Here is a 22,007-nt window from a genome sequence, read left to right as displayed (position 1 = left end):
ATGCGCCGCGGAGGCATCTCTCTAACGAGTCACACGACCGAAGTCGCGGACAACCTTCTATCAAGCCATCGCAGCGTCACGCCGGTACTAGCTCGCTCGGCCGGACAGGTCCCCAGCAAGACACAACGGTCAAGAGTGTGATGAGTCACGCCCGAGCAAGCCAGAACCAGCCTGACAGCCGGCACCAGGCCAGCCGGAATCATTAGAGAGTGTGAGGGGCCCGCCCCTCACGAGCTTCCTGCCAGGGTGTCCAGGTAGGAAGCTCGCAACCGTTCAGCTCGAGGCGGCCTTCTCGGCGACCGCGGTACGGGCCCCCTCGGCGTCGGTGGCGCTGTGGTGTCCCTGCACGTCGCTGTGAGCGACTGTGGAGGGGCGGGTTCCGTCGAAGTCGTGCGAGCTGCCCTCGATCTTCCGCGTGCGTCCGCGAATGCCGGTATCGAGCCGGTCGATGCGGCGGGCGACCGTGCCCGGCGCGCAACGGTGTCCGGTGGTCCAAGCGGCGACGTCGGCGCGGGCTCGGCCGCAGGTCGCCTCGCGGCAGGCCTCGACGCGTCAGCCCCTCGCGTTGCGCGCCCGACCTCTCAGCCCGCCAGCCTCGCCATCCACTCCTCCACCGCGTCGGGCGTGCGCGGCATCGCCGCCGAGAGCAGGATCGACGACGTCTCCGTGACCACGAGGTCGTCCTCGATCCGGATGCCCAGGCCCCGCAGCTCGGCGGGGACCGTCAGGTCGCCCGGCTGGAAGTAGAGGCCCGGCTCCACGGTGAGCGTGTGGCCGGCCGCGAGCACTCCGCCGAGGTACGTCTCGTGCGGAGCGTGGTTGCAGTCGTGCACGTCCATCCCGAGCATGTGCCCGGCGCGGGAGATGCTCCACCGGCGGTGGTACGACGCGGACGGGGCCATGGCCTCGTCGACGGAGCAGCGGATCAAGCCGAGGTCGATCAGCCCCTCGGTGAGGGCTCGCCCGCACGCGTCCTGGTAGTCCTGGAAGCGCACTCCCGCGCGCAGGGAGTCGATGCCGGCCTGCTGCGCGCGCAGCACGATCGAGTACACGTCCCGCTGCAGCGGGGTGAACTCCCCGCTGACCGGGAAGGTGCGGGTGATATCGGCGGCGTAGAGCGAGGGCAGCTCGACGCCCATGTCCATCAGGACGAGGTCGCCGTCGGCGAGGGGCCCGGTGTTCCGCGTGTAGTGCAGGGTCGTGGCGTGCGCTCCCGAGGCGACGACCGATCCGTAGGCCGGCCCCTGTCCCTCGACCAGGGCGCGGCGGGCGAAGGTGCCCTCGAGGTAGCGCTCGCCGCGGGGCATCGCGCGGGCGACCGGCCACGCCTCGAGGCAGTCGTCGAATCCTCGCGCCGTGCCGTCGACGGCGAGCTGCAGCCGTCCGATCTCCCAGTCGTTCTTGATCAGGCGCAGCTCGTCGAGCGTCGACTTGAGCACGAGGTGCGGTCCGAGCTCCGGCCCGCAGATGCTCCGCACCAGCTCGTCGACGCTCTCGTCGAGGGTGGGCAGGACCCGGATGCGCCGGGCCCGCCGCGCAGCCCGCTGCACGTCGCGAGTGAAGTCGGCCAGCGGCCGGGTCTCGATGCCCAGTGCTGCCTGCGTCTCGGCGAGCGACGGCCGCGGCCCGACCCAGAGGTCGCCGAGCGCGTCGTTCTGCCAGAACTCGTCGCCGTCGCGGCCGGAGGGAGCACGCAGGTACAGGATCGAGCCGGCCTCCCCTCCCGTCGTGTCGACGACGAGCACGCTCTCGGCGACTCCGTTGCCCGTCAGCCACACGTGGTCGGTGCCCGGGCGGAAGCGGTGGTCGCTGTCGTTCGAGCGCACCCGCGGCAGGCCGGAGGGGATGATCAGCAGCTCGGCGGGCAGCGCCTGCGCCAGTCGCGACCGGCGCTCCGCGGTGTAGGCGAGCACCGGCTCGTCGGGGTCGATCACCGGCTCCGGATCGGCCCAGCCGGCGGTCATGAACGCGCCGTCCCCGGGGAGCGGACTGCGGTTCACGGCCCTCGGCATGCTCCAGAGTGCGGACTCCTCGGCCCGGGCCTCCTCCACCGCGCTCACGCGCCCGTCCGCTCCAGCGCGTCGGGCAGCTCCTCGAGCCAGGCCGCCCGGTCGGAGTCGAGCGGGGCCAGCGGCAGCCGCCCCAGCCCGTCCGGCAGCGGGATCGCCGCGAGCAGCGCCCGGGTGTACGGATGCAGAGGGCTCTGCCACACCGTCTCGGTGTCCCCCGACTCCACGACCCGGCCGCGGTACATCACGAGCACCCGGTCGGCGATGCGCCGGACCACCGAGAGATCGTGCGAGATGAACAGCATGCCCGCGCCGGCCTCGACGCTGAGCGAGCGCATCAGCGCGGCGACGCTCGTCTGGGTCGAGGCGTCGAGGGCCGAGATCGGCTCGTCGGCCACGAGCATCCGCGGCCGCGCCGCGAGGGCCCGCGCGATGGCGATGCGCTGCTTCTGCCCGCCGGAGAACTCGTGCGGGAACCGGCTCGCCATCGCCGGGTCGAGCCCGACGCGGCGCAGCCAGTCGGCCGGGTCCGAGCCCTCGGCTCCCCGGGCGAGAGCCGCCCGGACGCCGTCGCCGATCTGCTCGCCGATGCGGCGACGGGGGTTGAGCGAGGAGTTCGGATCCTGGAAGACCATCTGCACGCCAGTCATCGCCGGACTGCGCCGACGGAGTCCGAGCGCGGGCACGTCGACGCCGTTCAGGCGAACGTCGCCACCGCGGCGCTTCTCGATGCCGACGACGGCGCGCGCGAGGCTCGACTTTCCGCAGCCGCTCTCGCCGACCAGCGCCACGACCTCGCCGGCCGCCACCCGGAAGCCGACCCCGTCGACGGCACGCAGCGGCGGTCTCCGCCCGTACTCGACGACGATGCCATCGGCCTCGAGAACCACTCCCGCGCTCATCGCGCACCCCTCTCGACGTCGCCTGCCGCGGCCGCGCCCGGATCGTCCGCGGCGGCGGCCCTCTCGTGCCCCTCGACGAGCTCGGCGACCAGCTCCTCCGGGCTCTCCTCGAAGCTCGAGCCGGGCAGAGCCGCGAGCAGCGCCCGCGTGTACTCGTCCTCGGGCGCGGTGAACAGCCGCTCCCGCGGAGCCGACTCGACGACGAGCCCCTGGCGCATCACCGTCACCTCGTCGGCCACAGCGCTCATCACGCCGAGATCGTGGGTGACGAGCAGGATGCTCAGCCCGCCGTCGTCGACCAGCTCCCGCAGCAGCTGCAGCACTCCGGCCTGCACGGTCACGTCGAGCGCGGTCGTCGGCTCGTCGGCCAGCAGCACGGAGGGCTCGCACGCGAGCGCCACCGCGATCGCGATGCGCTGCCGCTGACCACCGGAGAACTGGTGGGGATAGCGCCCGAGGGAGGCCCGGGTGTCCGGCACCCGCACCCGCTCGAGCAGGGCCTCGGCCCTGGACCGCGCGGCCTCCTTGCCGAGACCGAGGTGATGGCGCAGATGGTCGGTGAGCTGGCGGCCCACGGTGAGCTGCGGGTGCAGGCTCGTCGACGGGTCCTGGAAGACCATGGCGACCCGGCGTCCGCGCACCGCGCCGAGCACCTGCCGGGACGCGCCGACGAGCTCCGTCGTGCCGTCGCCGGTGTCGTCGGCGAGGCGGATGCTGCCGCTGGCCGTCATCGATCCGGGCAGCAGTCCGAGCACCGCCAGGGCGGTCATGGTCTTGCCCGAGCCCGACTCGCCGGCGAGACCGTGGATGCCGCCGCGGCGCAGCGCCAGATCGATGCCGTCGACGACGGCGTGGCTGCGGGTGCGGATGCGCAGCCCGCTGATGGTCAGTGCGTCGCTCACAGCGTGGCGCCTCCTCCGCGGATCGTCTGCGACCGCGGGTCCAGGGCGTCGCGCAGGGCGTCGCCGACGAAGTTGAACGCGATGACGACGGTGAGGATGGCCAGGCCCGGGAAGACCCCGATCCACCACGCGTCGAAGTTCTGGATGGCGTCCGACACCATCGAGCCCCACTCCGCGGTCGGCGGCTTCGCACCGAGCCCGAGGAACGACAGGCCCGACAGCAGGAGGATGGCCGTGCCGATGTCGAGGCTCGCCAGGACGAGCACCGGGCCGACGATGTTGGGCGCGATGTCGCGGACGAGGGAGCGCAGCGGCGAGAAGCCGAGCAGCTGGCCGGACACGACGTAGTTCGACGAGCGGAGGCCGAGCACGAGGCCTCGGGTCAGCCGGGCATAGGACGGCCACGACACGATCAGCGCCGCGAGCACCGCGTTCAGGAGCGACGCTCCGAGCGCGGCCGCGATCACCATCGCCAGGATGACCGTGGGGAACGCCATCACGAGGTCGGTGATGCGCATCGCGACCTCGTCGACCGCACGGCCGAAGAATCCGGCGACGGATCCGACGATCGCGCCGATCAGCACCGACATCACGACGAGCAGCAGGGCGAGCGGGATGGTGACCCGGGCACCCCAGATCACCCGCGAGAACACGTCCCGGCCGAGCGCGTCGGTCCCCATCAGCGTGCCCTCACCGGGCGCCTGGAGGAGGGGCAGGTCCTGCGCGAGCGGATCGTGCGGGGCGATGACGGGGGCGAGCACGGCGATGAGGATCCAGAGCACGCCGACGGTGGCGCCGAGGAGTCCGAGCGGCGCCGACCAGCGGCCCAGGCGCAGGCGGGGGCGACGCAGGCGGAGGCCGGGGGCGGCGACCGGGTCGAGCACTCCGGCACCGACGCCGTCGCGCGGACCGGCCGGAGCGCCGTCGCGCGGGTCGGACCGAGTGGTTCGCGGATCCGTCACGAGGCCAGCCTCACTCTCGGGTCGAGCACGCCGTACAGCAGGTCGACGATCAGGTTCACGAGCAGGTACATCACGCCGATGAGCAGGCCGACGCCCATGATGCCGCGCAGGTCGAGGTGCGACGCGGCCTGGTAGGCGTAGGAGCCGATCCCGGGCCAGCCGAAGACCGCCTCGACGAGCACGGTGCCGCTGAGCAGGCTGCCGAAGGCGAGGCCCACGACGGTGAGGATCGGGATGCTCGCCCCGCGCAGCACGTAGGAGAAGGTGACCGCGCGGTTCGGCAGCCCCTTCGCGCGGGCGGCCCGCACGTAGTCCTGGTCGAGGATCTCGAGCACCGCGGTGCGCACGAACCGGGTCAGCAGGCCCACCGTGTAGAGCGTCAGGACGAGGACGGGGAGGAAGAGGTGCGACGCCGCGTCGAGGAAGGTGTCGAGCTGGCCGGCGAGCAGGGCGTCGACCGTGTAGAGGCCCGTCACCGTCGGCGGCGTGGTGAAGTCGCTGCTCAGCCGGCCGGAACCCGGCGCGATCCGCAGCTGGAAGTAGAGGACGTAGTAGAGGACCAGCGCGAGCCAGAAGGTCGGCACGCTGAGGCCGGCCAGCGACACGACGCGCAGAACGTGGTCGGAGGCCCTGCCGCGCCGGTAGGCGGCGACGGTGCCGAACAGCACGCCGATGATCACGCTGAGCACGATGGCGCCGAAGGCGATCTCGAGGGTGGCCGGCAGCGCCTTCGCCAGGTCGGCGACCACCGGGTTGTGCGTGGTGGTGGAGACGCCGAGGTCGCCGTGCAGCAGGTTTCCGAGATAGGTGAAGTACTGCACGACGAGCGGCTGGTCGAGACCGTACTGGGCGCGGAACTGCGCGACGATCTCCGGATCCTCCGCAGCGCGCTGGCCGAGGGCGGCCGCCACGGGGTCGCCCGGCACGAGGTTGGTCAGGATGAAGGTGACGAGGGTCACGCCCACCACCAGCAGCAGCGAGGTGAGCACGCGGCGGAGCGCGTAGCGGAGGAACGGGTGGGCCGCCCGGCCCCCGCGCTGACGCGGGGTCCGGACGGCCGTCGTGGTGGTGGACACGGGCTACTGCGCGGCGAGGGCCGCGATGTCGATGGTCCACACCGCGTTGTAGACGACACCCGAGACGTCCTTCGCCGCGGCGATGTTGTTGCCGGGCTGGAGCAGCGGGATGAAGGGGCCGTCGGCGTTCAGCGCGGTCTGCAGCTCCTCGAAGCGCGACTGGCGCTCGTCGTCGCTGCCGCCGGTGGCCGCGGCGTCGGCCAGCGCCGAGATCGCGGGGGCCGCACCGTCGGTCCAGCCGGAGCGGAGGCCCACGACGTCGCCCGGGGTGAAGACGAGGTAGTCGCTCGGGTCCGGGTAGTCCGGGCCCCAGTACCAGAGGCCCATGGTCTCGGTGCCGTTGCGGTAGGCGTCGAGCTCGGTGGCGACGGGGGCCGGGGCGAGCTCGACGGTGATGCCGGCGTCCTTCAGCTGCGACTGGATGCGCTGCGCGATGGTCGGGAAGTCGATGCCGTTCAGGCTGATGTCGCTCGGGAAGTTGAGCGTCACGGACTCGCCGGCGTAGCCGCTCTTCGCGAGGTCAGCCTTCGCGGCGTCGAGGTCCTGGGTGAGCGCGCCGCTCTCGGGCAGGGCGCCGAGCAGCATGCTCGGGATGACGCCGGACGCCTGGGCGGTGCCGTTGCCGGCGATCGAGACGAGGTCGTCGTAGTCGACGGCCTCCTTCACGGCCTTCACGAAGTCGGGGTTCGACGTGATCGCCGAGACGCTCGGGTTCTGGTTGAGCAGCAGGAAGATCACGTTCGCCGACGGGTCGCTGGTCACCGCGACCGAGTCGCCGAGCGCCTCCGCCTGAGTGCCCGAGAGGTCCAGCGCCACATCGGCGCTGCCGCCCTCGACGTTGATCTTCTGGGTCGCACCCTCGACGTTCTGGATGACCACGCGGCCGTAGCCCGGGGCGTCGCCGTCGTAGTTCTCGTTCGCGGTCAGCACGACCTGCGAGGCGAGGTCGAGCGTGTCGAGCACGTACGGGCCGGAGCCGGCGGAGGTGGTGTTGAGGAACGTCTCGGCGGTGTCGGTCTCGTCGGTGGTGCCGCCGTTCTCCTTCACGACCTTCGAGTTCAGGATGCCGAGCGCCGGGTTCGCCAGGATCGCCGGCAGGGCGGGCGTGGGGTTCTCGGTGGTCAGCACCACCGTCGTGTCGTCCTTCTTCGTGACGGTGACGCCGTCGAGGAGGAACGAGGGGTTGCCCTTGAGGCCGATCACGCGCTGCAGCGAGAACACCACGTCGTCGGCGGTCATCGCGGTGCCGTCCGAGAAGGTGTGCTCGCCGTTCAGGGTGAGGGTGAAGGTCTTCGCGTCGTCGGACTGCTCGAGGCTCGCGAGGCCGTCGACGACCTGCGAGACGTCGCCGCCCTCGAAGGTGAGGAGGGTCTCGTAGAGCGCCTTGTCGACCATCTGGCCGGTCGGCTCGTACATGCGGCCCGGGTCGGCGGTCTTGAGGTCGAACGCCTTGTTGATGGTGAGCGTCGCGCTGCTGCCGTCGGCGGTGTCGACGCGGCCCGAGGAGCAGCCCGCCACCAGAAGGGCGAGGGAGACCGCCGCAGCGGCGATCACCACTCGCGTCGGGGCGGAGCGCGGGGTGCGGGTGGAGCGGACAACCATGGAGGCCTCCTGGCGAGGGTTCGGCTGGACGTGTTGCGAAACGATGGCACATCGCGACGCACTCCGTTTCCAGAGGGCCGCTATCGTGGACGAACTGCCGCCCGCAGCGACGAAGGAGTGGATTATGTCGATCACCGATCCGGCCGCCGGTGCGGTCGCTGGACAAAGCGCGGGCGGGCTCGACGACCTCAATCTGCGCATCCTCGCCGTCCTGCGCGAGAACGGGCGCATCTCGATGTCCGCCCTGGCCGAGCGGGTGAACGTCTCGCGGGCGAGCGTCTACAACCGGGTCGAGCAGCTGACCGCATCCGGCGTCATCACCGGATTCTCGGCCCTGGTCGATCCGGGAAAGGTGGGGCTCGACGTCTGCGCCCTGGTGTTCGTGACGGTGCATCCGCAGTCGTGGCACCGGTTCCGCGAGGGCATCCTCCAGATGCCCGACGTCGAGTACTGCTGCATCACGACCGGCGAGCACGACGCGATGCTCCTGGTCCGCTCGCTCGACATCGGCGGCGTGCACGACTTCGTCACCGGCGTGGTCGCGGCCCGGCCCGAGGTGAAGTCGGTGGTCTCGGTCGTCGTGCTCGACGAGGTGGTGCGCAAGGCCTACCTGCTGCCCTCCGACATCCCCGACCGCTCCGGATCGACGAACCGGCTCGGCATGACGCGGTTCACCACCGCGGGGAACGGCCGCGACGCGGCGCGCTGAGCGTCAGACCTCGACGCAGATGCTGACGTGGTCGTCGCCGTCGATCTCGAACTCCTCGACGAGCCGCAGCAGGCCCTCGCCGTCGAGCTCGACGCGGCTGCCGCCGGTGCCGCTGACCACGGTCCCGCCGTCGAGCAGCTGGTGCACGAACGAGACCTGCAGCGCGTCGCCGGTGCGCGTGCCCACGAACCGGCCGAAGGTCACGGTGTCGCCGACGTAGTCGCCCCAGACCACTCCGTCGCGCTCGGAGTAGTGGAACCGCGACGGCGACTCCGGGTCGACCGCGCTGTTGGTCGAGGAGGTCATCACGAACTCGCGGCCGTCGAGACTGGGGGCGGTGGTGGCGTCGTTCACGTCATGGAGTATGCCGGAGAGGTCGAGGCGTCCTGGCCGCACGCCGGTTTCGTCTCGTTCTTCGGGTCCGCGGTCCCGAGAGCTGGACGAAAGCGCCGTCTGCACGTCTCTGGACTGTCCATTCGTCTGCGATCCTCCGCCGTCCGTCCCGATCGAACGCGCGACTCCGGGATCGGACGGGCGATGTCCGCGGACAGGCGGCTGCGAGGCGTCCGGACTTCCCTTGCCGCCTCGATACTCCATCGACTCGTCCGTGATCGGAAACTTTCCCGTACTCTCAGGACCCGTACGGGGAATGAACCGGGGGCTCATTCGCATCCGGTTCGAATTCGACATCTTGGGGGCGCAATGGATCCGCAGCAATCGGTGAACAGTGATCGCGCCGTGTGCGCCCACGCGAGGAGCGGCGGATGACCGGGTCGAGCACGACCGGCGCCCTGGTGAAGCGCCCCGAGTCGCGGGAGTGGATCGACTTCGCCAAGGGCATCGCGATCAGCCTCGTCGTGCTCTACCACTCGTCGTTGTTCCTGGGATTCTTCGGCCTCGAGGGGTACGTTCCGAAGCTCCGCACGGTGCTGCTCTACTTCCCCATGCCCGTGTTCTTCTTCATCGCGGGCCTCACGGCCGCCCGGATGCTGACGTGGACGTTCGCCGAGCTGTGGCGCCGCCGGGTCCTCGCGCTGGTGTACCTCTACCTGCTGTGGTCGTTCATCCGGGTCGTCTTCTACCTCATCGTCCCGTTCTCGCGGTCGGAGGCCACCTCACCGACGGACCCGCTCAACGTGCTGGTGCTGCCCATCCTGCCGTCGAGCAGCTACTGGTTCATCTGGGCTCTGGCGATCTTCAGCATCCTCGCCTGGGCGATCCGGAAGGTGCCCCGGTGGATCCAGCTCTCGGTGGCCGGGCTGCTGTCCGTCGCGTCCACGACCACCGGCCTGCTGGACACCGACAACATCGGCTGGGACCGGGTGCTCCAGAACTTCATCTTCTTCCTCGTGGCGATGTTCATCCCCCGCACCTTCTACCGCTTCGCCGCCCGCGTGAAGCTCTGGCAGGTGCTCGCGCTCGCAGTGTCCTACATCGGCATCATCGCGGTGATCGTCGCCTTCGACGCCAACCGCATTCCGGGCGTCATCCTGATAGCCAGTTCGGTCGCGATCATCGCGGGCATCGCCGGCTCCCAGTACCTCGTCAAGGTCCGCGTACTGAAGATCTTCGTCACCATGGGGCAGCAGAGCTTCCAGATCTACCTCCTGCACCTCTTCGTGATCGCTGTCGTCGTCGCGTTCGTCCCCCTGCTCGGCGAGACGAATGTCCCGACCGGCCCGGCGACGGTCTTCCCGTTCGCCCTGACGGTGTTCTCCCTCTGGGCGTCGCTGTTCCTCTTCCAGTCGCTGCGGCGCTTCTCCTGGTTGTGGGTGAGCCCGTTCAGCACCGGCAAGTCCCAGAAGAAGCGCCTCGCCGCCAGGAATGCGAGATCAGCCGAGGTCCAGCCCACCGCGGTCGAGTCCGCAGCTCCTGTCGCCCCGGCCGATGAGCCCGCTGACGCGGGGACTGCGGGCAGACCGGAGAAGGACTGACCGGCGAGCACCTCCCGGGCGACTCCCCGGGCGACCCTTCTGCAGGCCCGAGTCGTCTCGGGCGCTGGTGAGTCCGCGTCAGACCGGGCCGGCCCGCGCTGCTCGGTCTCGGGCGAGCCGAGGGAGCAGTCGGACGAGGACGACCATGCCGACGAGTTCCACGAGGGTCTGCGTGACGACGACGACGGGCGCGAGCGACAGCGGTGCCGGGAGCGCGAGTGCGAGGGGCAGCACGACGAGCGAGTTGCGGGTCGCGCCGCTGAACACGAGGGCGCGCGTCGCGGGCACGTCGAGTCGGAAGACGCGTCCAGCACCCAGCCCCAGAGCGGTCATGACCACGAGGAATCCCGCGTAGAGCGGGACGAGGACGAGAAGCCGGCCGGCCGAGGCGCCCACGGCGCCGGCCTGGGAGGCGACGACGGTGAAGAGCGTGGCCGTCATGAGCGGCACCAGGAGCCCGAGCATCGTGGACTCGACGATCCGTCCGGACCCGTGTCGGCGCGCGAGTGCCTGCACCAGCCCGGCCGCGGACAACGGCACCACGATCAGCAGCAGGAACGCTCGCGCGAACGGACCGGCGTCGACCACCGCCACCCCCGCAGGACCGATGAAGAGCAGCAGATACACGGGGAGGAGGAGGATCTGCGCGAGCATCAGCAGCGGTGCGGCGGCGAGCAGTCGGTCGGACGCCCCTCCGGCGAGCCCGGCGAACACGATCACGTAGTCGATGCACGGCGTCAGGAGCACCAGGAGGACCCCGAACAGCAGCACCGGAGTGTCGGCGACGAGTCGGGACAGCCCGTAGGCGACGAGCGGCACGACGACGAAGTTCAGCACCCCGACCGCGGCGAGGAAGCGGCCGTCGCGCAGAGACCGTCCGATCGCGGCGAACGGGACCCCGAGGAACGTGGCGAACAGCAGCAGCGCGAGCACCGGTTCGATCGCGACCTCGAGGTGGTGCGCGGCGGGCAGCAGCAGTCCGAGAGCGGCGCCGGCGGCGATCGCGGCGAGGTAGAGCGGGATCTGGCGGTGCTCGAGCCAGGCGACGAGCGCTCTCACGACAGCAGGTCGGCGAGAAGGAGGGGCACGGGTGCAACGGTAGAGGTCCGAACCGCTTGAGGGTCGAGCGGGGGGGTGGACCAGTGACGACACGTCGATCGGGTGCCCTCCATGAACCTCGAGCACCGGTGCTCCGTCGACGTGCTCGCATCTGCCGGCCGTTCGAAGCGGCCCGCACGTGCTGTTCTGCCGTTCCTCGCGGCGGAGGGGCTTCTCCCTCGACCCCGCCCCGGTGAACGGACCGGGCCGAGGCCCTGATCTCCCCGATGCTCGACGACGGCGATTCGACCGTCTCGACGCGGCAAGCCGGAGTCCAGGCGGAGCTCCACGTCTGGCCCGGCGCGTTCCACGGGTTCACCAGCATGATGCCCGGCGCCGAGCTGTCGCGAACCGCCGTCTCCGCGCTGGCCGGGTGGACGACGCGCCTTCTGAGCGGACGACCGTGACACGACTCGCGTCCCGCGCTCCTGCGCTCGCCGGATCCGGAGACCACCATCGATCGCGGGCCCACGACGGCGTCGAACGGGGCTCGTGCAGGACGGTCGCCTGTCGGAGGGGAGATCAGGAGGCGGGTGCCGGCAGCAGGCCCGCCTGCTGCTGGAAGGTCAGGTCGTCCTCGAGGTGCCAGTCCTCGACGATCCGCCCGCTCGCGCCGACGTGCTGGATGTCGATCGCGCCGAACTCGATCGGCTGGCCCTGGCCCTGGACTCCGCCGGAGACGCCGGTGAAGTGGCCGGTGAAGGTCAGGCGCGCGGTGAAGGTGTCGCCCGTGACGTACAGGTCGTCGAGCGAGCACGCCAGGTCGGGCACCGCCGCGCGGAACTGCTCCGAGGCGGTGATCGGCCCCTCGACTCCCTGGGGTCGCCCCGTCGGGAGGGTGCGGTCGAGGAAGGAGTCGTCGACGGCGAGCTCGAGCCAGGTCTCGTCGCCCGTGTTCCAGAAGGAGTAGAGCTGTTGCGCGCGGAGGACGACGGGTCGGCTCGCTTCGACGCTCGAGTCCCCCAGATGCACGGTCCCGGGCTGCACGAGGCCGTCGTCGCCGCTCACCGCCGCGGCCGGGTCCTCCGTCGCGACCGTGCTCGCGCAGCCGGCGGTGGCGAGGAGTGCGGCGAGACCGACGGCGAGGAGGGGTGCGCGGCGGTTCATGCGAGCCGCCCGCCGCCGTCGACGTGCAGCGTCGTCCCGGTCACGAACGTGTTGTCCATGGCGAAGCGCACGGCGGACACGATGTCGTCGACCGAGCCGATCCGGCGAGCAGGATTCCCGGCCGCCGTCTCGGCGAACATCGCTGATTTCTCCTGCTCGCCCAGTGCGTCCCAGGCGCCGGAGTCGATGATCCCCGGCGAGATCGCGACGGCGCGCACCGGGGCGAGCTCGACCGCGAGCGCCTCGACCAGGAAGGAGACCGCTCCGTTGGTCGTCGCCATCACCGCGAGACCCGCCGACGGCCTCCAGGCGGCGACACCGGAGAAGAAGAGGAAGCCGCCGCCCGGCCGGACGGAGGACGCGAGGTGCTTGGCGAGCAGGATCGGGCCGATGACCTTCGCGTCGAACGCCATCACGACGGCATCGCGCTCCAGCCCGGTGACCGGGCCGTTCGCGTGCGCCGCCGCGAACGAGACGACGAAGTCGAGGGGCCCGAGATCGGCGGCCGCCGCGATGCTCGACTCATCGGCGAGATCGATCCGGACGGACCGGAGCCGGCCGCCGGACTCCCCCGCGTCATCACCGAGCGCCTCCGGGTGACGTCCGCCGACGATCACGTCGTCACCTCTCTCGAGCAGCTCGCGCACGAGAGCGCGGGCGATGCCGGATCCCCCTCCGACGACGAGCACGCGGTTCTTCTTCTCGTTCATGGTGCCTCCCTGTCGAGGAGCCGGTGCGGCTCCTTCGTTCGTGACAACCAGGGGACGGACACCATCAGTCCATAAACGACTGTCGCTTATCTGAGGTCAGGGATAGGGTTCGTCTATGCCCAGTCTTCGAGCCCTCGAGGTGATGGTGACGCTGGCGCGGGTCGGATCGATCGGCGCGACCGCGCGCGCGCTGCACCTCTCGCAGCCCGCGGTCTCCCACCAGGTCGCGTCCCTCGAGCGCGAGGTCGGGGTGCCCCTCGTCGACCGGAATCCGGCCGGCGCGACCCTCACCCGGTACGGTCGCGCGCTCGTCGAGCACGCCCGCCTCTCCGTCGACGCCGCCGAACGCGCCGTGGCGGCCGCGCGGACGGCGGACGCGGAGCAGCCGATCCGGCTCGCCGTCGCCGAGAGCTTCACCCTGCCCTTCCTCGTCCCCGTGGTCACCCGGTGGAACGCCGACGGACGCACGCCGCTGCAGCTCGTCGAGACGACCAGCGCCGCCACCTCGATCGACGACCTGCGCGCCGGCCTCCTCGACCTCGTCGTCGTCCCCGGGCCGGCGACGGTGGACGGACTGCACGTCGAGCGCCTCGGGACGGAGGAGATCGTCGTCGTCGGCCGGCCCGCCGGAGAGGTCTCGGCGGGCCGGCTCCCCATGGCCAAGCTCGGTGAGGCGGGAGGCCTGATCGGCGTGGACGCGTCGAACGGGTACGGCGCCTGGCTGGCCGAGCGGCTCGCGGGAACCGGAGTGCTCGTCTCCTACGCCCTCCAGACCCGGTCTGTGCAGCAGGCCGCCGCCCTCGCCTCCGCCGGTGTCGGGGCCGCCCCCGTCCCGCGGAGCGCCCTCGCGCACGGGATGGTCGCCGTCGGACTGCACCCGCCCCTCGAGCGCACCGTCCTGGCCGTCACTCGTGCCGTACCGGACGCCTCGGTGGCGGCACTCGTCGACGCCCTGAGACGCAGAGTCGCGAGTGCGACCCGCGCCGAGCCGGATCGGCTGTCGGGTGGCCGACCGGTTCGTCGTGTCGGACGCAGGGATCCGCGACCGCTTCCCGCCGTCGGCGCCCCGGCCACGCGTGCGCTCGAGGACGCGGGCGTGCACGATCTGGACGACGTGAGGCGGGTGGGCCTCGACCGTCTCGCAACCCTCCACGGAGTCGGGCCGAAGGCGCTCCGGCTCCTCCAGCAGGCCCTCGACGCAGACGATCCCGCTCCGTAGCGATCCCTTCCCCGCACGGTCGCCTCGACCCAGAATGGTCGGAGGCTCGGCGCGCCGGTTCCCGGGGGCGATCCGACCGCGGAGGCGGCCGCCGGGGGAACGGTGGTCGGATGGACCAGGAGGCGCGATGAAGGTCATGCTCGTGATGCGGTCCGACGGCAGCTACGCCGGGGGCGATACCCCCGAGGACTACGCGGCCTGGGCGGACTACGACGCGTCGCTGAAGGCGGACGGCGTCCTCGTCGACTCCGGACGCTTCGCCGACGCCTCCGGCGACGTCTCCGTCGAGACGGATCTGACCGCGGCGCGAAGAGAAGGCGGCACTCCGGCCCCTTCCCGAGCGGAGGAGCGGTCAGCCCTCGTCGGCTACTACCTGCTCGACTGCCCGACCCGGGACGACGCCGTGCGGTACGCCCGACGCGCCCCCCTCTACGGCTCGGTCGAGGTGCACGAGCAGGCGCAGTACTGAGCCCAGCGCTGCGGCCGCTCGCGGCGGCCCCGGGCGGATGATGGTCGGGTGAACCGCACCGATCGTCTGTACGGGCTCGTCGAGGAGCTGCGGGCGGTCTCGCCCCGGCCGCGGAGCGCGCGCCGTCTCGCCGAGCGGTTCGAGGTGTCGGTGCGGACCATCGAGCGGGACCTGTCCGCGCTGCAGCAGGTGGGTCTGCCGATCTGGGCGGAGCCCGGCCGCACGGGCGGCTACGTCATCGACGCGTCGGCGACCCTCGGTCCGGCCGGGTTCACGGTGGAGGAGGCCGTCGCCGTGCTGATCGGCCTCAGTGCGCTGCGGCGCAGTCCGTTCCGGCAGGCGGCCGGGACCGCCGCACGGAAGACGCTCGCGGTCCTGCCGGACGACGTGGCCGCCCGCGCCGGCGCGGTCGCGTCCCGGGTGCACTTCCTCGAGAGCGAGGAGGAGGCGGTCGTCCCGGCGGAGTTCGCGACGGCCCTCCGAGCGGATCGTGTCGTCCGGCTGCGCTACCGCGACAGCAGCGGCGCGGAGTCGGTCCGCGACGTCGAACCGCTCGGCTCGATCGGGAAGGAGGAGCACTGGTACCTGATCGCGTGGTGCCGGCTGCGGGAGGGGGTCCGGGCGTTCCGCGGCGACCGGATGCTGTCGGTCGAGGTGACCGACGAGCGGCCTCCGCAGCGCACCCTCCGGGCCGAGGACCTCGCGCTCCAGTACGGCCGGCTGCGGTCCGTCGTCGACGGCTGACCCGCTCCGGGGACGGGCCCCGCTGGCCTCGCGGAGACGCGGACGATCTGCGGAAACACCGACAGGACGGTGTCGCGGCGACCGGCGAGCCTGGTGCCTCCACCTCATCCCCGCCCCTGAAGGAGCCCCATGTCGTTCACCTCCCTCCGCATCGTCACCGACGACCTCGACGCCCTCGTCGCCTTCTACGAGCAGGTCGTCGGCCGACCGGCCGAGCGCCCGGCGCCGGTCTTCGCGCAGTTCACGGGAGCGGGCGCGACCCTCGCGATCGCCCACACCTCGACGGTCGCCGTGCTGGACGGCGCCGTCGTCCCCGCGTCGAACCGCTCCGTCCTGCTCGAGTTCGAGGTGCCCGACGTCGACCGCGCCTTCGCCGGGCTCGGACCCCGGAGCGAGGACGTGGTGCTCCCGCCGAGCACCATGCCGTGGGGCAACCGCTCCACCCTCGTCCGCGACCCGGACGGGAACGTCGTCAACCTGTTCAGCAGGCCCGCGGGCTGATCGGGCGCACTCCGTCGGTCCGAGCACGCTCACGCCTGGCCGGTGGGACCCGACGGGGATCGCGGAGACCACCGGGGATCCTCTCTCGCGACGCGATCCTCCCGAGCCGGCGTGGCCTCGGGCCGACCGCGACCGGTCTGCGGTTCGCAGGCGGGAGCACGGCGACTCCGTCCAGCGTGACGTCCCGACCGCACTCCGACCGTCGGGACGGCCACCCGCCGCCGGTGTCCTCGGCGGTACCCTCGCGGCATGACCTTCGTGAACGTCGGCACCCTCGGGGCCGTCCCCGGCAGACGCGACGAGCTCGTCGCCGTCCTCACCGAGCACAACGACGACCTCGTCGACGCCGGCTGCCTGCTCTACGAGGTCGGGGTCGACGACGAGCAGCCCGACACCGTCTTCGTCGTCGAGCTGTGGGAGAGCGCTGAGGCGCATCGGGCCTCCCTCGCCCTCCCCCGGGTCCAGGCCGCGATCGCGACGGCGCGCCCGCTGCTCAGCGGCGCCTTCGGCGGCTACCGCTTCGACGCAGCAGGCTCTCCCCTCCGGAGCTGACTCGTGCCGAAGGCCTGCCGGCCGTCGGCACAGGCCGACCTGGAGTGAGCGGGCCGTCCGTCAACGGAAGACCTCTTCCTCTCCCGCCACCCCGACACCTCGAAGCGGAGCACCGTGATCAGCACGTTCCTCGTCGACCACGCCGCGCTCGTCCCGATCGCCTTCTGGATCGCGGTCGCGGTGGTCACGGCGATCGCCTGGCTGCTGCACCGGCGCGGCGCGGAAAGGTCTCTTCTCGTCCTCGCCGCGCTCGCCTTCGTCGTGGGGATCGCGCTGACCGTGTATCCGCCCGACGGGACGCCGCGGGTCTTCTGCACCGTGCAGTTCTCGGTGCCGTTCGACGGCATCGACACCCTCGCGAACATCGCGCTCCTGCTCCCCGGGGCCCTGCTGCTCGCGGTCGCGGTCGGCCGGCCCCTGCTCGTCGCCGCCGCCGTCTCCGGCCTGTCCGCCCTGATCGAGCTGGTCCAGGCGGGCGTTCCGGCGATCGGCCGCTCCTGCGACACGAACGACTGGTTCATGAACACCATCGGCGCACTCCTCGCCGCGTTCCTCGCGGCCCTGATCCTCAGAGGGGAGAAGCGGCGCGGGCGTCGGCGAATGGTCCGCTGACACCGCCTGTCACGTCGCCCTGCTCTCGGCCGGGTGTCTCGGCGGCCGACATCAGCACGGGTCCGTCGATCCACGTCCCTGTGACGCGGATCGCGAGGCGCCACCCCTCACAGCGCCGCCGGAGGGATGGGTGGCGGGTCCGGCTCGGTGAACGCGGCTGCGCGTCGATCGAGGGGCATCGGCATCCGCCGGCGCCTCCGTTCCTCCGGCGCCGGGATGGTCCGGTCGCGGAGGCGGGTGGCGTTCGCGACGACGAGAGCCGCGAGGCCGGGATCCACAGCCCCGGGGAGCGAGAAGGCGGCGATCACCTCGTCGAGCACCGCGCGGGATCAGGCGGTGCTGTCGTCTGCTCGGGACATGGCTGCTCGGTTCGGCGAGGAGAAGCCCTCTCCGTCCGACAATCAGGTCCGGGTCGTCCGGCAGAGGGTTCGTGCACCTCCGCGGCGCGGTGCGGCGCCCCACCGTACGCCCTCCACCGACGCACCGGTAGAGGCGTTCGGAGGCATTCGGGGCGGGTCCTCACCGTCGACTCCTCGATATCGACCGATCCCGTTCCGGGCACCTCCTTCGGCGTACAGTCCGAGCATGACCGCACCCCTCGCGATCCCGGCTCGTGCCGACGGCGACGCTGATCGAAGCGCCCAGCCGGCGACGGTCGGGACATCCACACGGCACGACCTGCTCGCGCAGGCGAGCGAGGGGGCCGACCGCGAGATCCGATTCCGGGCCTCCTTCGACACCGACCCCTCCTCCTCCACGGCCTGGGCGGATGCGGCCGCCGTCGCATGGCGCGGTGCCGCATCCAGCGCCGGGGAGGAGAAGGACCTCGACCGCTGGAACGACGAAGGCGGGTCCGATCCCTTCTGAGAAGTCGTCCCCCACGACCGCGTGCTGCTGACGAAAGGCCCCCATGGGACGCCTGTCCTACGACTCCTCCTTCGACGCCGACTTCGACGACCGCACCCTCGCGCATCTGCAGATCGTGATCGGATCCAAGCTCACCAAGGACGAGTCGTTCTACTTCAGCTGGAGGGAGTCCGTCAGCGCCGGCAGCGGACGGACGTCGCTCTGGCTGCATCCGGCCATCGCGCTGCGGTTCAAGTACCACGGCGGGCGACCACCCGTGATCAGCGCGGAGTGGGTGCGACTGCTCCTCGGGAACTCCTACGCCCCGCCAGGGCTGCTCGTCCTGCCCGAGCCCGACTCCTCGCGTCCCGAGGGTCCCTCGTCGGCCTGACCGCCGAGCGATCGGCCTGAAGGCGCTCATCTGCACCTGCTCAGAGGACGGCCGACGCCACGGGTGCCGTCTCGGCGACGCCGAGGACGACCGGGCGTCACCGGGTGCCGCGGTCGCGTCTGTCGACCGCCCCAGGAGCTGTCAAGTCTCTCCCCCGTCGGCCTCGGCGCTGCGCACGCTGGGGGCATGAAGCATCTCCTCTTCGCGAACAAGACGATGCTGGTCGGAGACGACGCGGCGGACGCTCTGATCGAGTACGGCGTCGCCCTCGCCGTGAGCAGCACGGCGGACCGCGTGGAGTACACCGGCATCGGCGGCGACGGCGGCACCGTGCAGGCGGTGTTCCTGCTCAACGCCGGCGCCGCCCTGGTCGCCGAGACCACTCCCTCCGATCTCCCGGAGCCGGACAACACGGCCGAGGTCGCCCGCATCCGCGAACGCACCAGGACGCTCACGGGGGTGTTCCCCGTGCAGCCGAGCGAGGACGACGTCACCTTCGACGTCGAGCTCGAGCACGGCTTCGGGTACTGACCGGCCCGCCCATGCCCTCCCTCCACGCCTCCTGGCCGACGCTCTGACCGAGGACACGGACGACGCCGAGGTCCGTCGCTGAGCGGCGTCCCGCGCCCCGCTCACGCCGGGGACGATCGCCGTGCTGCAGGCCGTCGGCTTCATCAGCGCAGCGCAGCGGGTCCCCGCCGACACGGCCCTCGCTCTCCTGCTGACGGCGGCGGAGCACGACCGGCGCGATCCGCCCGACGTGGCTCGCGATGTCCTCGCGCGCCGCCATCCCCTGGCCGATCCCGGTGACGATCGCGGCGCGTCGGTGACCCCGTGATCACCGCCCTTCCAGAGCCGTGGTCGGTCCGCCGCCGGGGGCGCTGTCTCCCGAGTCCGCGACGTGAAGCGCGCCGCGCGCCGCCCGCCCCGCCCGCTGGATGCGCGCCCGCACCAGCCGCTGCAGCAGCGCGGGGTAGAGCTGGACGGCGATCGTCGATCCGAGCAGCCAGGCCGCGCCGCCCGTCGCACCCGTGACCGTCGCGGCGAGGGCGAGCGCGACTCCGACGGCCGTGCACGCGAGGTGCACCGCCTCGGAGCGGCGGGTGTGCTGATCGAGAGCGGTCAGTCCCGCGCGCGTGCCGTCGAAGCCGCGCTCGCGGGTGACGAGGCGGTTCCACCCGACGACGTCGAGCAGCCGGCCGAAGACGCCGACCCCGAGCGCTCGCAGCAGCGCCGGCTCGCGGCGACCCACGTCGAACCAGGACGGCTCGAGCGGACGCGTGCGCCCGCCGAAGGTCAGTGCCGCCCAGCTGGTGAGGACCATCTGCGCGACCGCGGCGAAGACCGGATGCGAGGGTCCGATCGCGGTCCAGCCGGCCGCGAGGAGGGCGGCCGCGAGGACGGTGGGAACGAGGGTCCGGATCATCTCCGCTCCCTCCTGCTCGTGCTGCGGTGCTCGAGGCCAGTCCAGCAGATCCGCGGCATCCGTGCGCCGCGTCCTCCGCCGGTCGCCCCGCACCGGGCATCCACCGCCTTCCCGGCAGCGCTTCCTTGACACCGCCGCCGGCCGGTCATCATCATGCAGTCACGACCGGCGGCGGCGCGCCACCGGCGTCCCGACAGGAACGGTGCACCGATGCCCACCATGCTCTTCGTCAACCTGGCCGTCGCCGATCTCGCCCGGGCGAGGGCCTTCTACGAATCGCTCGGCTACTCGATCAACGAGGGCTTCAGCGACGAGAACGCCGTCAGCGTGGTGATCAGCGACACGATCACCGCGATGCTGCTCACGCGGGAGTTCTTCGCCGAGTTCACCAGCAAGCCGATCATCGACGCCACCACCTCGACCGAGGTGCAGCTCGCCCTCAGCGCCGACAGCAGGGAGGAGGTCGACACCCTCCACGGGAAGGCCCTCGCCGCGGGCGCGACCCCGGCCGGCAAGCAGGACCACGGGTTCATGTACTCGAAGAGCTTCGACGACCTCGACGGCCACCACTGGGACTTCGTCTGGATGGACCCGGCGGCTGCGGCGGGCGGTGCGCCGGAGCTGTCCGTCGAGGAGATCCGGGCGAACACGACGCACAGCTGAGTCACGACCCGCGGACGCCGAGCGGTCGACGTCCACGACCCGCGACGGCGCGCCCTCGCAGTCACACTCCGTCACGATCCGGCGCGCACTCCCCTCGGCCTGACAGGCTCCCGGCATCCGCCTTCAGGGCGTCTGGACAGGAGCACACCGTGACGATCACTGCACCGGCGACCACCGCGACCACCGCTGCGGCGACCACAGCGACCACTGCGGCGAGCGCCGCGACCTCGACCCCGGCGCCCGAAGACCGTGCCTCCGCGGCGGCCGGCTTCACCACGCGCCAGGTGCACGCCGGTGCCGCGCCCGACGGCGCCCACGGAGCGCGCGTCACGCCCGTGCACCTCAGCGCCGGCTTCGTGTTCGACAGCTTCGAGCACGCCCGCGAGCGGTTCGCCGGCGAGGACGAGGGCTACCTCTACACCCGCAACGGGAACCCGACCACCGAGGAGGTCGAGCGTCGGCTCGCCGATCTCGAGGGCGGCGCCGAGGCGATCCTGGTGGCGAGCGGCCAGGCGGCCACCGCCTCCGCTCTCCTGGGGATCCTGCAGGCCGGCGACCGGGTGCTCTCGTCGCGCCGCTTGTACGAGGGCAACCGGGGGCTGCTGGTGCAGAACTTCGGTCGGCTCGGGATCGGCGTGGACTTCGTCGACGACGCGTCGGACCTCGGCGAGTGGGAGCGGCGGATCGGGCCCGACACCCGGGTCCTCTTCGGCGAGCCGATCCCGAACCCGAAGAACGATCTGCTGGACCTCCCGGCGCTGGCCGCGATCGCGCACCGGCACGGGCTCCCGTTCGTGGTCGACAACACGCTCGCGACCCCGTACCTCCTCCGCCCGATCGAGCACGGGGCCGACGTGGTCGTGCACTCGACCAGCAAGTTCCTCGCCGGGCACGGCTCCGCCCTCGGCGGCGTGATCGTCGACGCCGGCACGTTCGACTGGGCGGCGCGCCCCGCGCTCTTCCCGCACCTCAACCAGGAGGAGCGGTCGTTCGGCGGCCGCAGCTGGACCGAGCAGCACGGCCGGCGCGCCTTCGTCTCGTACACGCGGGACATCGTGGTCTCCCGCCTCGGACCGACGCCGTCACCGCTGAACTCCTTCCTGCTGCGGCAGGGCGTCGAGACGCTGTCGCTGCGGGTCGAGCGGCACTCCGCGAACGCCCTCGCCGTCGCCCGCTTCCTCGAGGGGCGGCCCGAGGTCGTGTCGGTCGACTACTCCGGCCTGGAGTCGAGCCCGTCGTTCGCCCTCGCGCAGCGCCTGCTCCCCCGCGGGCAGGGCTCCGTCTTCTCCTTCACCGTGGCCGGAGGGGAGGCGGGCGCGGCCGCCTTCATCGACGCCGTCGAGCTGTTCAGCCACATGACCCACCTCGGCGACGTGCGCTCGCTGGTGCTGCATCCCGCGTCGACCACCCACGCCGGACGCACCCCCGCCGAGCGCGCCGCCGCCGGGATCCACCCCGGGCTCCTCCGGCTTTCGATCGGGATCGAGGACGTCGACGACCTCCTCCGCGACCTCGAGCGCGGGCTCGCCGCGGTGCGCGCACGCGCCCTCCCCGCGCTCGCGGAGGTGTGAGC

At 71.8% G+C, this 22,007-nt stretch carries 26 protein-coding genes; 15 read left to right on the top strand and 11 right to left on the bottom strand.

All coding sequences use genetic code 11. The annotated features are described in order from the left end of the window. Positions 1-581 precede the first annotated feature (581 nt). From GSU40_RS02375 to GSU40_RS02350, 6 genes are read right to left on the bottom strand one after another with little or no spacing between them, the layout of a single operon-like run. A complete protein-coding gene (locus GSU40_RS02375) occupies positions 582-2,060 on the bottom strand; it encodes an aminopeptidase P family protein (protein ID WP_208543351.1) in 1,479 nt (492 codons plus the stop codon). Beyond that, positions 2,057-2,911 (bottom strand): ATP-binding cassette domain-containing protein, encoded by an 855-nt coding sequence (locus GSU40_RS02370; RefSeq protein WP_104351538.1) that lies wholly within the window; start codon positions 2,909-2,911, stop codon positions 2,057-2,059. The genes GSU40_RS02375 and GSU40_RS02370 overlap by 4 nt, the downstream gene beginning before the upstream one ends. Then, a complete protein-coding gene (locus GSU40_RS02365) occupies positions 2,908-3,813 on the bottom strand; it encodes an ABC transporter ATP-binding protein (protein WP_160033422.1) in 906 nt (301 codons plus the stop codon). Before GSU40_RS02365 ends, GSU40_RS02370 begins: the two co-directional genes overlap by 4 nt. Next, the gene (locus GSU40_RS02360) at positions 3,810-4,775 is read right to left on the bottom strand and encodes an ABC transporter permease (RefSeq protein ID WP_244229564.1); all 966 of its coding nucleotides are present in this window, start codon (positions 4,773-4,775) and stop codon (positions 3,810-3,812) included. The genes GSU40_RS02365 and GSU40_RS02360 overlap by 4 nt, the downstream gene beginning before the upstream one ends. Then, entirely contained in the window at positions 4,772-5,851 is a 1,080-nt protein-coding gene (locus tag GSU40_RS02355) for an ABC transporter permease (protein ID WP_104223257.1), read from the bottom strand. The genes GSU40_RS02360 and GSU40_RS02355 overlap by 4 nt, the downstream gene beginning before the upstream one ends. Positions 5,852-5,854: 3 nt before the next feature. Further along, complete coding sequence (locus GSU40_RS02350; protein WP_104291804.1) at positions 5,855-7,453, bottom strand: ABC transporter substrate-binding protein; 1,599 nt, start codon at positions 7,451-7,453, stop codon at positions 5,855-5,857. 124 nt (positions 7,454-7,577) lie between these two features. On the opposite strand from GSU40_RS02350, the gene GSU40_RS02345 reads away from it, so the two are divergent. Continuing rightward, on the top strand, positions 7,578-8,162 hold the full coding sequence (locus GSU40_RS02345) for an Lrp/AsnC family transcriptional regulator (RefSeq protein WP_104223259.1): 585 nt from the start codon (positions 7,578-7,580) through the stop codon (positions 8,160-8,162). Positions 8,163-8,165: 3 nt separating this feature from the next. Here the strand turns inward: GSU40_RS02345 and GSU40_RS02340 are convergent, their stop codons facing one another. Continuing rightward, positions 8,166-8,516 (bottom strand): hypothetical protein, encoded by a 351-nt coding sequence (locus GSU40_RS02340; RefSeq protein WP_244229563.1) that lies wholly within the window; start codon positions 8,514-8,516, stop codon positions 8,166-8,168. Between the two features lie 410 nt (positions 8,517-8,926). Between GSU40_RS02340 and GSU40_RS02335 the strand changes: the two genes are divergently transcribed. Beyond that, positions 8,927-10,096, top strand: a complete 1,170-nt coding sequence (locus GSU40_RS02335; protein WP_160033420.1) for an acyltransferase family protein — start codon at positions 8,927-8,929, stop codon at positions 10,094-10,096. A 78-nt stretch (positions 10,097-10,174) separates the two neighbouring features. Here the strand turns inward: GSU40_RS02335 and GSU40_RS02330 are convergent, their stop codons facing one another. After that, a complete protein-coding gene (locus GSU40_RS02330; RefSeq protein ID WP_160033418.1) occupies positions 10,175-11,155 on the bottom strand; it encodes a bile acid:sodium symporter in 981 nt (326 codons plus the stop codon). A 266-nt stretch (positions 11,156-11,421) separates the two neighbouring features. On the opposite strand from GSU40_RS02330, the gene GSU40_RS02325 reads away from it, so the two are divergent. Further along, positions 11,422-11,601, top strand: a complete 180-nt coding sequence (locus GSU40_RS02325) for a hypothetical protein (protein ID WP_244229562.1) — start codon at positions 11,422-11,424, stop codon at positions 11,599-11,601. Positions 11,602-11,716: 115 nt separating this feature from the next. Here GSU40_RS02325 and GSU40_RS02320 read toward each other — a convergent pair whose 3' ends face one another. Beyond that, entirely contained in the window at positions 11,717-12,301 is a 585-nt protein-coding gene (locus tag GSU40_RS02320) for an ester cyclase (protein WP_104283975.1), read from the bottom strand. Further along, positions 12,298-13,011, bottom strand: a complete 714-nt coding sequence (locus tag GSU40_RS02315) for an SDR family oxidoreductase (protein WP_160033416.1) — start codon at positions 13,009-13,011, stop codon at positions 12,298-12,300. The genes GSU40_RS02320 and GSU40_RS02315 overlap by 4 nt, the downstream gene beginning before the upstream one ends. A 115-nt stretch (positions 13,012-13,126) precedes the next feature. Between GSU40_RS02315 and GSU40_RS02310 the strand changes: the two genes are divergently transcribed. The 10 genes from GSU40_RS02310 (at position 13,127) to GSU40_RS02265 (ending at position 19,183) form a co-directional block, all read left to right on the top strand. Further along, positions 13,127-14,230, top strand: a complete 1,104-nt coding sequence (locus GSU40_RS02310) for a LysR family transcriptional regulator (RefSeq protein WP_160033414.1) — start codon at positions 13,127-13,129, stop codon at positions 14,228-14,230. 127 nt (positions 14,231-14,357) lie between these two features. After that, entirely contained in the window at positions 14,358-14,699 is a 342-nt protein-coding gene (locus tag GSU40_RS02305; protein ID WP_160033412.1) for a YciI family protein, read from the top strand. 48 nt (positions 14,700-14,747) lie between these two features. Then, on the top strand, positions 14,748-15,443 hold the full coding sequence (locus GSU40_RS02300; protein ID WP_160033410.1) for a YafY family protein: 696 nt from the start codon (positions 14,748-14,750) through the stop codon (positions 15,441-15,443). 129 nt (positions 15,444-15,572) lie between these two features. Further along, on the top strand, positions 15,573-15,944 hold the full coding sequence (locus GSU40_RS02295) for a VOC family protein (RefSeq protein WP_160033408.1): 372 nt from the start codon (positions 15,573-15,575) through the stop codon (positions 15,942-15,944). Between the two features lie 249 nt (positions 15,945-16,193). After that, positions 16,194-16,496 carry a putative quinol monooxygenase gene (locus GSU40_RS02290; protein WP_104226533.1) on the top strand — a complete coding sequence of 101 codons (303 nt, stop codon included), beginning with the start codon at positions 16,194-16,196 and terminating at the stop codon, positions 16,494-16,496. 114 nt (positions 16,497-16,610) lie between these two features. Further along, complete coding sequence (locus tag GSU40_RS02285) at positions 16,611-17,108, top strand: VanZ family protein (protein ID WP_104345534.1); 498 nt, start codon at positions 16,611-16,613, stop codon at positions 17,106-17,108. Between the two features lie 585 nt (positions 17,109-17,693). Continuing rightward, positions 17,694-17,975 carry a hypothetical protein gene (locus tag GSU40_RS02280; RefSeq protein ID WP_104283983.1) on the top strand — a complete coding sequence of 94 codons (282 nt, stop codon included), beginning with the start codon at positions 17,694-17,696 and terminating at the stop codon, positions 17,973-17,975. A gap of 43 nt (positions 17,976-18,018) precedes the next feature. Continuing rightward, positions 18,019-18,345: an ATP-dependent DNA ligase gene (locus GSU40_RS02275; RefSeq protein ID WP_160033406.1), complete on the top strand. Its 327-nt coding sequence runs from the start codon at positions 18,019-18,021 to the stop codon at positions 18,343-18,345. Between the two features lie 186 nt (positions 18,346-18,531). Further along, complete coding sequence (locus tag GSU40_RS02270) at positions 18,532-18,876, top strand: hypothetical protein (RefSeq protein WP_104255912.1); 345 nt, start codon at positions 18,532-18,534, stop codon at positions 18,874-18,876. 121 nt (positions 18,877-18,997) lie between these two features. Beyond that, complete coding sequence (locus GSU40_RS02265) at positions 18,998-19,183, top strand: hypothetical protein (RefSeq protein ID WP_104247105.1); 186 nt, start codon at positions 18,998-19,000, stop codon at positions 19,181-19,183. Here GSU40_RS02265 and GSU40_RS02260 read toward each other — a convergent pair whose 3' ends face one another. Beyond that, the gene (locus tag GSU40_RS02260; RefSeq protein ID WP_160033404.1) at positions 19,184-19,771 is read right to left on the bottom strand and encodes a hypothetical protein; all 588 of its coding nucleotides are present in this window, start codon (positions 19,769-19,771) and stop codon (positions 19,184-19,186) included. A 210-nt stretch (positions 19,772-19,981) separates the two neighbouring features. Here GSU40_RS02260 and GSU40_RS02255 point away from each other — a divergent pair, with 210 nt between their 5' ends. Together GSU40_RS02255 and GSU40_RS02250 are read left to right on the top strand one after the other, a co-directional pair. Continuing rightward, a complete protein-coding gene (locus GSU40_RS02255; RefSeq protein WP_160033402.1) occupies positions 19,982-20,434 on the top strand; it encodes a VOC family protein in 453 nt (150 codons plus the stop codon). A gap of 284 nt (positions 20,435-20,718) precedes the next feature. Further along, positions 20,719-22,005 carry a PLP-dependent transferase gene (locus GSU40_RS02250; RefSeq protein WP_104247137.1) on the top strand — a complete coding sequence of 429 codons (1,287 nt, stop codon included), beginning with the start codon at positions 20,719-20,721 and terminating at the stop codon, positions 22,003-22,005. The last annotated feature ends 2 nt before the right edge of the window (positions 22,006-22,007 follow it).

It is taken from the genome of Rathayibacter sp. VKM Ac-2805, from assembly GCF_009834265.1.
Lineage (GTDB): Bacteria > Actinomycetota > Actinomycetes > Actinomycetales > Microbacteriaceae > Rathayibacter.
The sequence above is the reverse complement of the archived record's forward strand: the minus strand, read 5'-3'. Positions and strand labels throughout refer to the sequence as shown.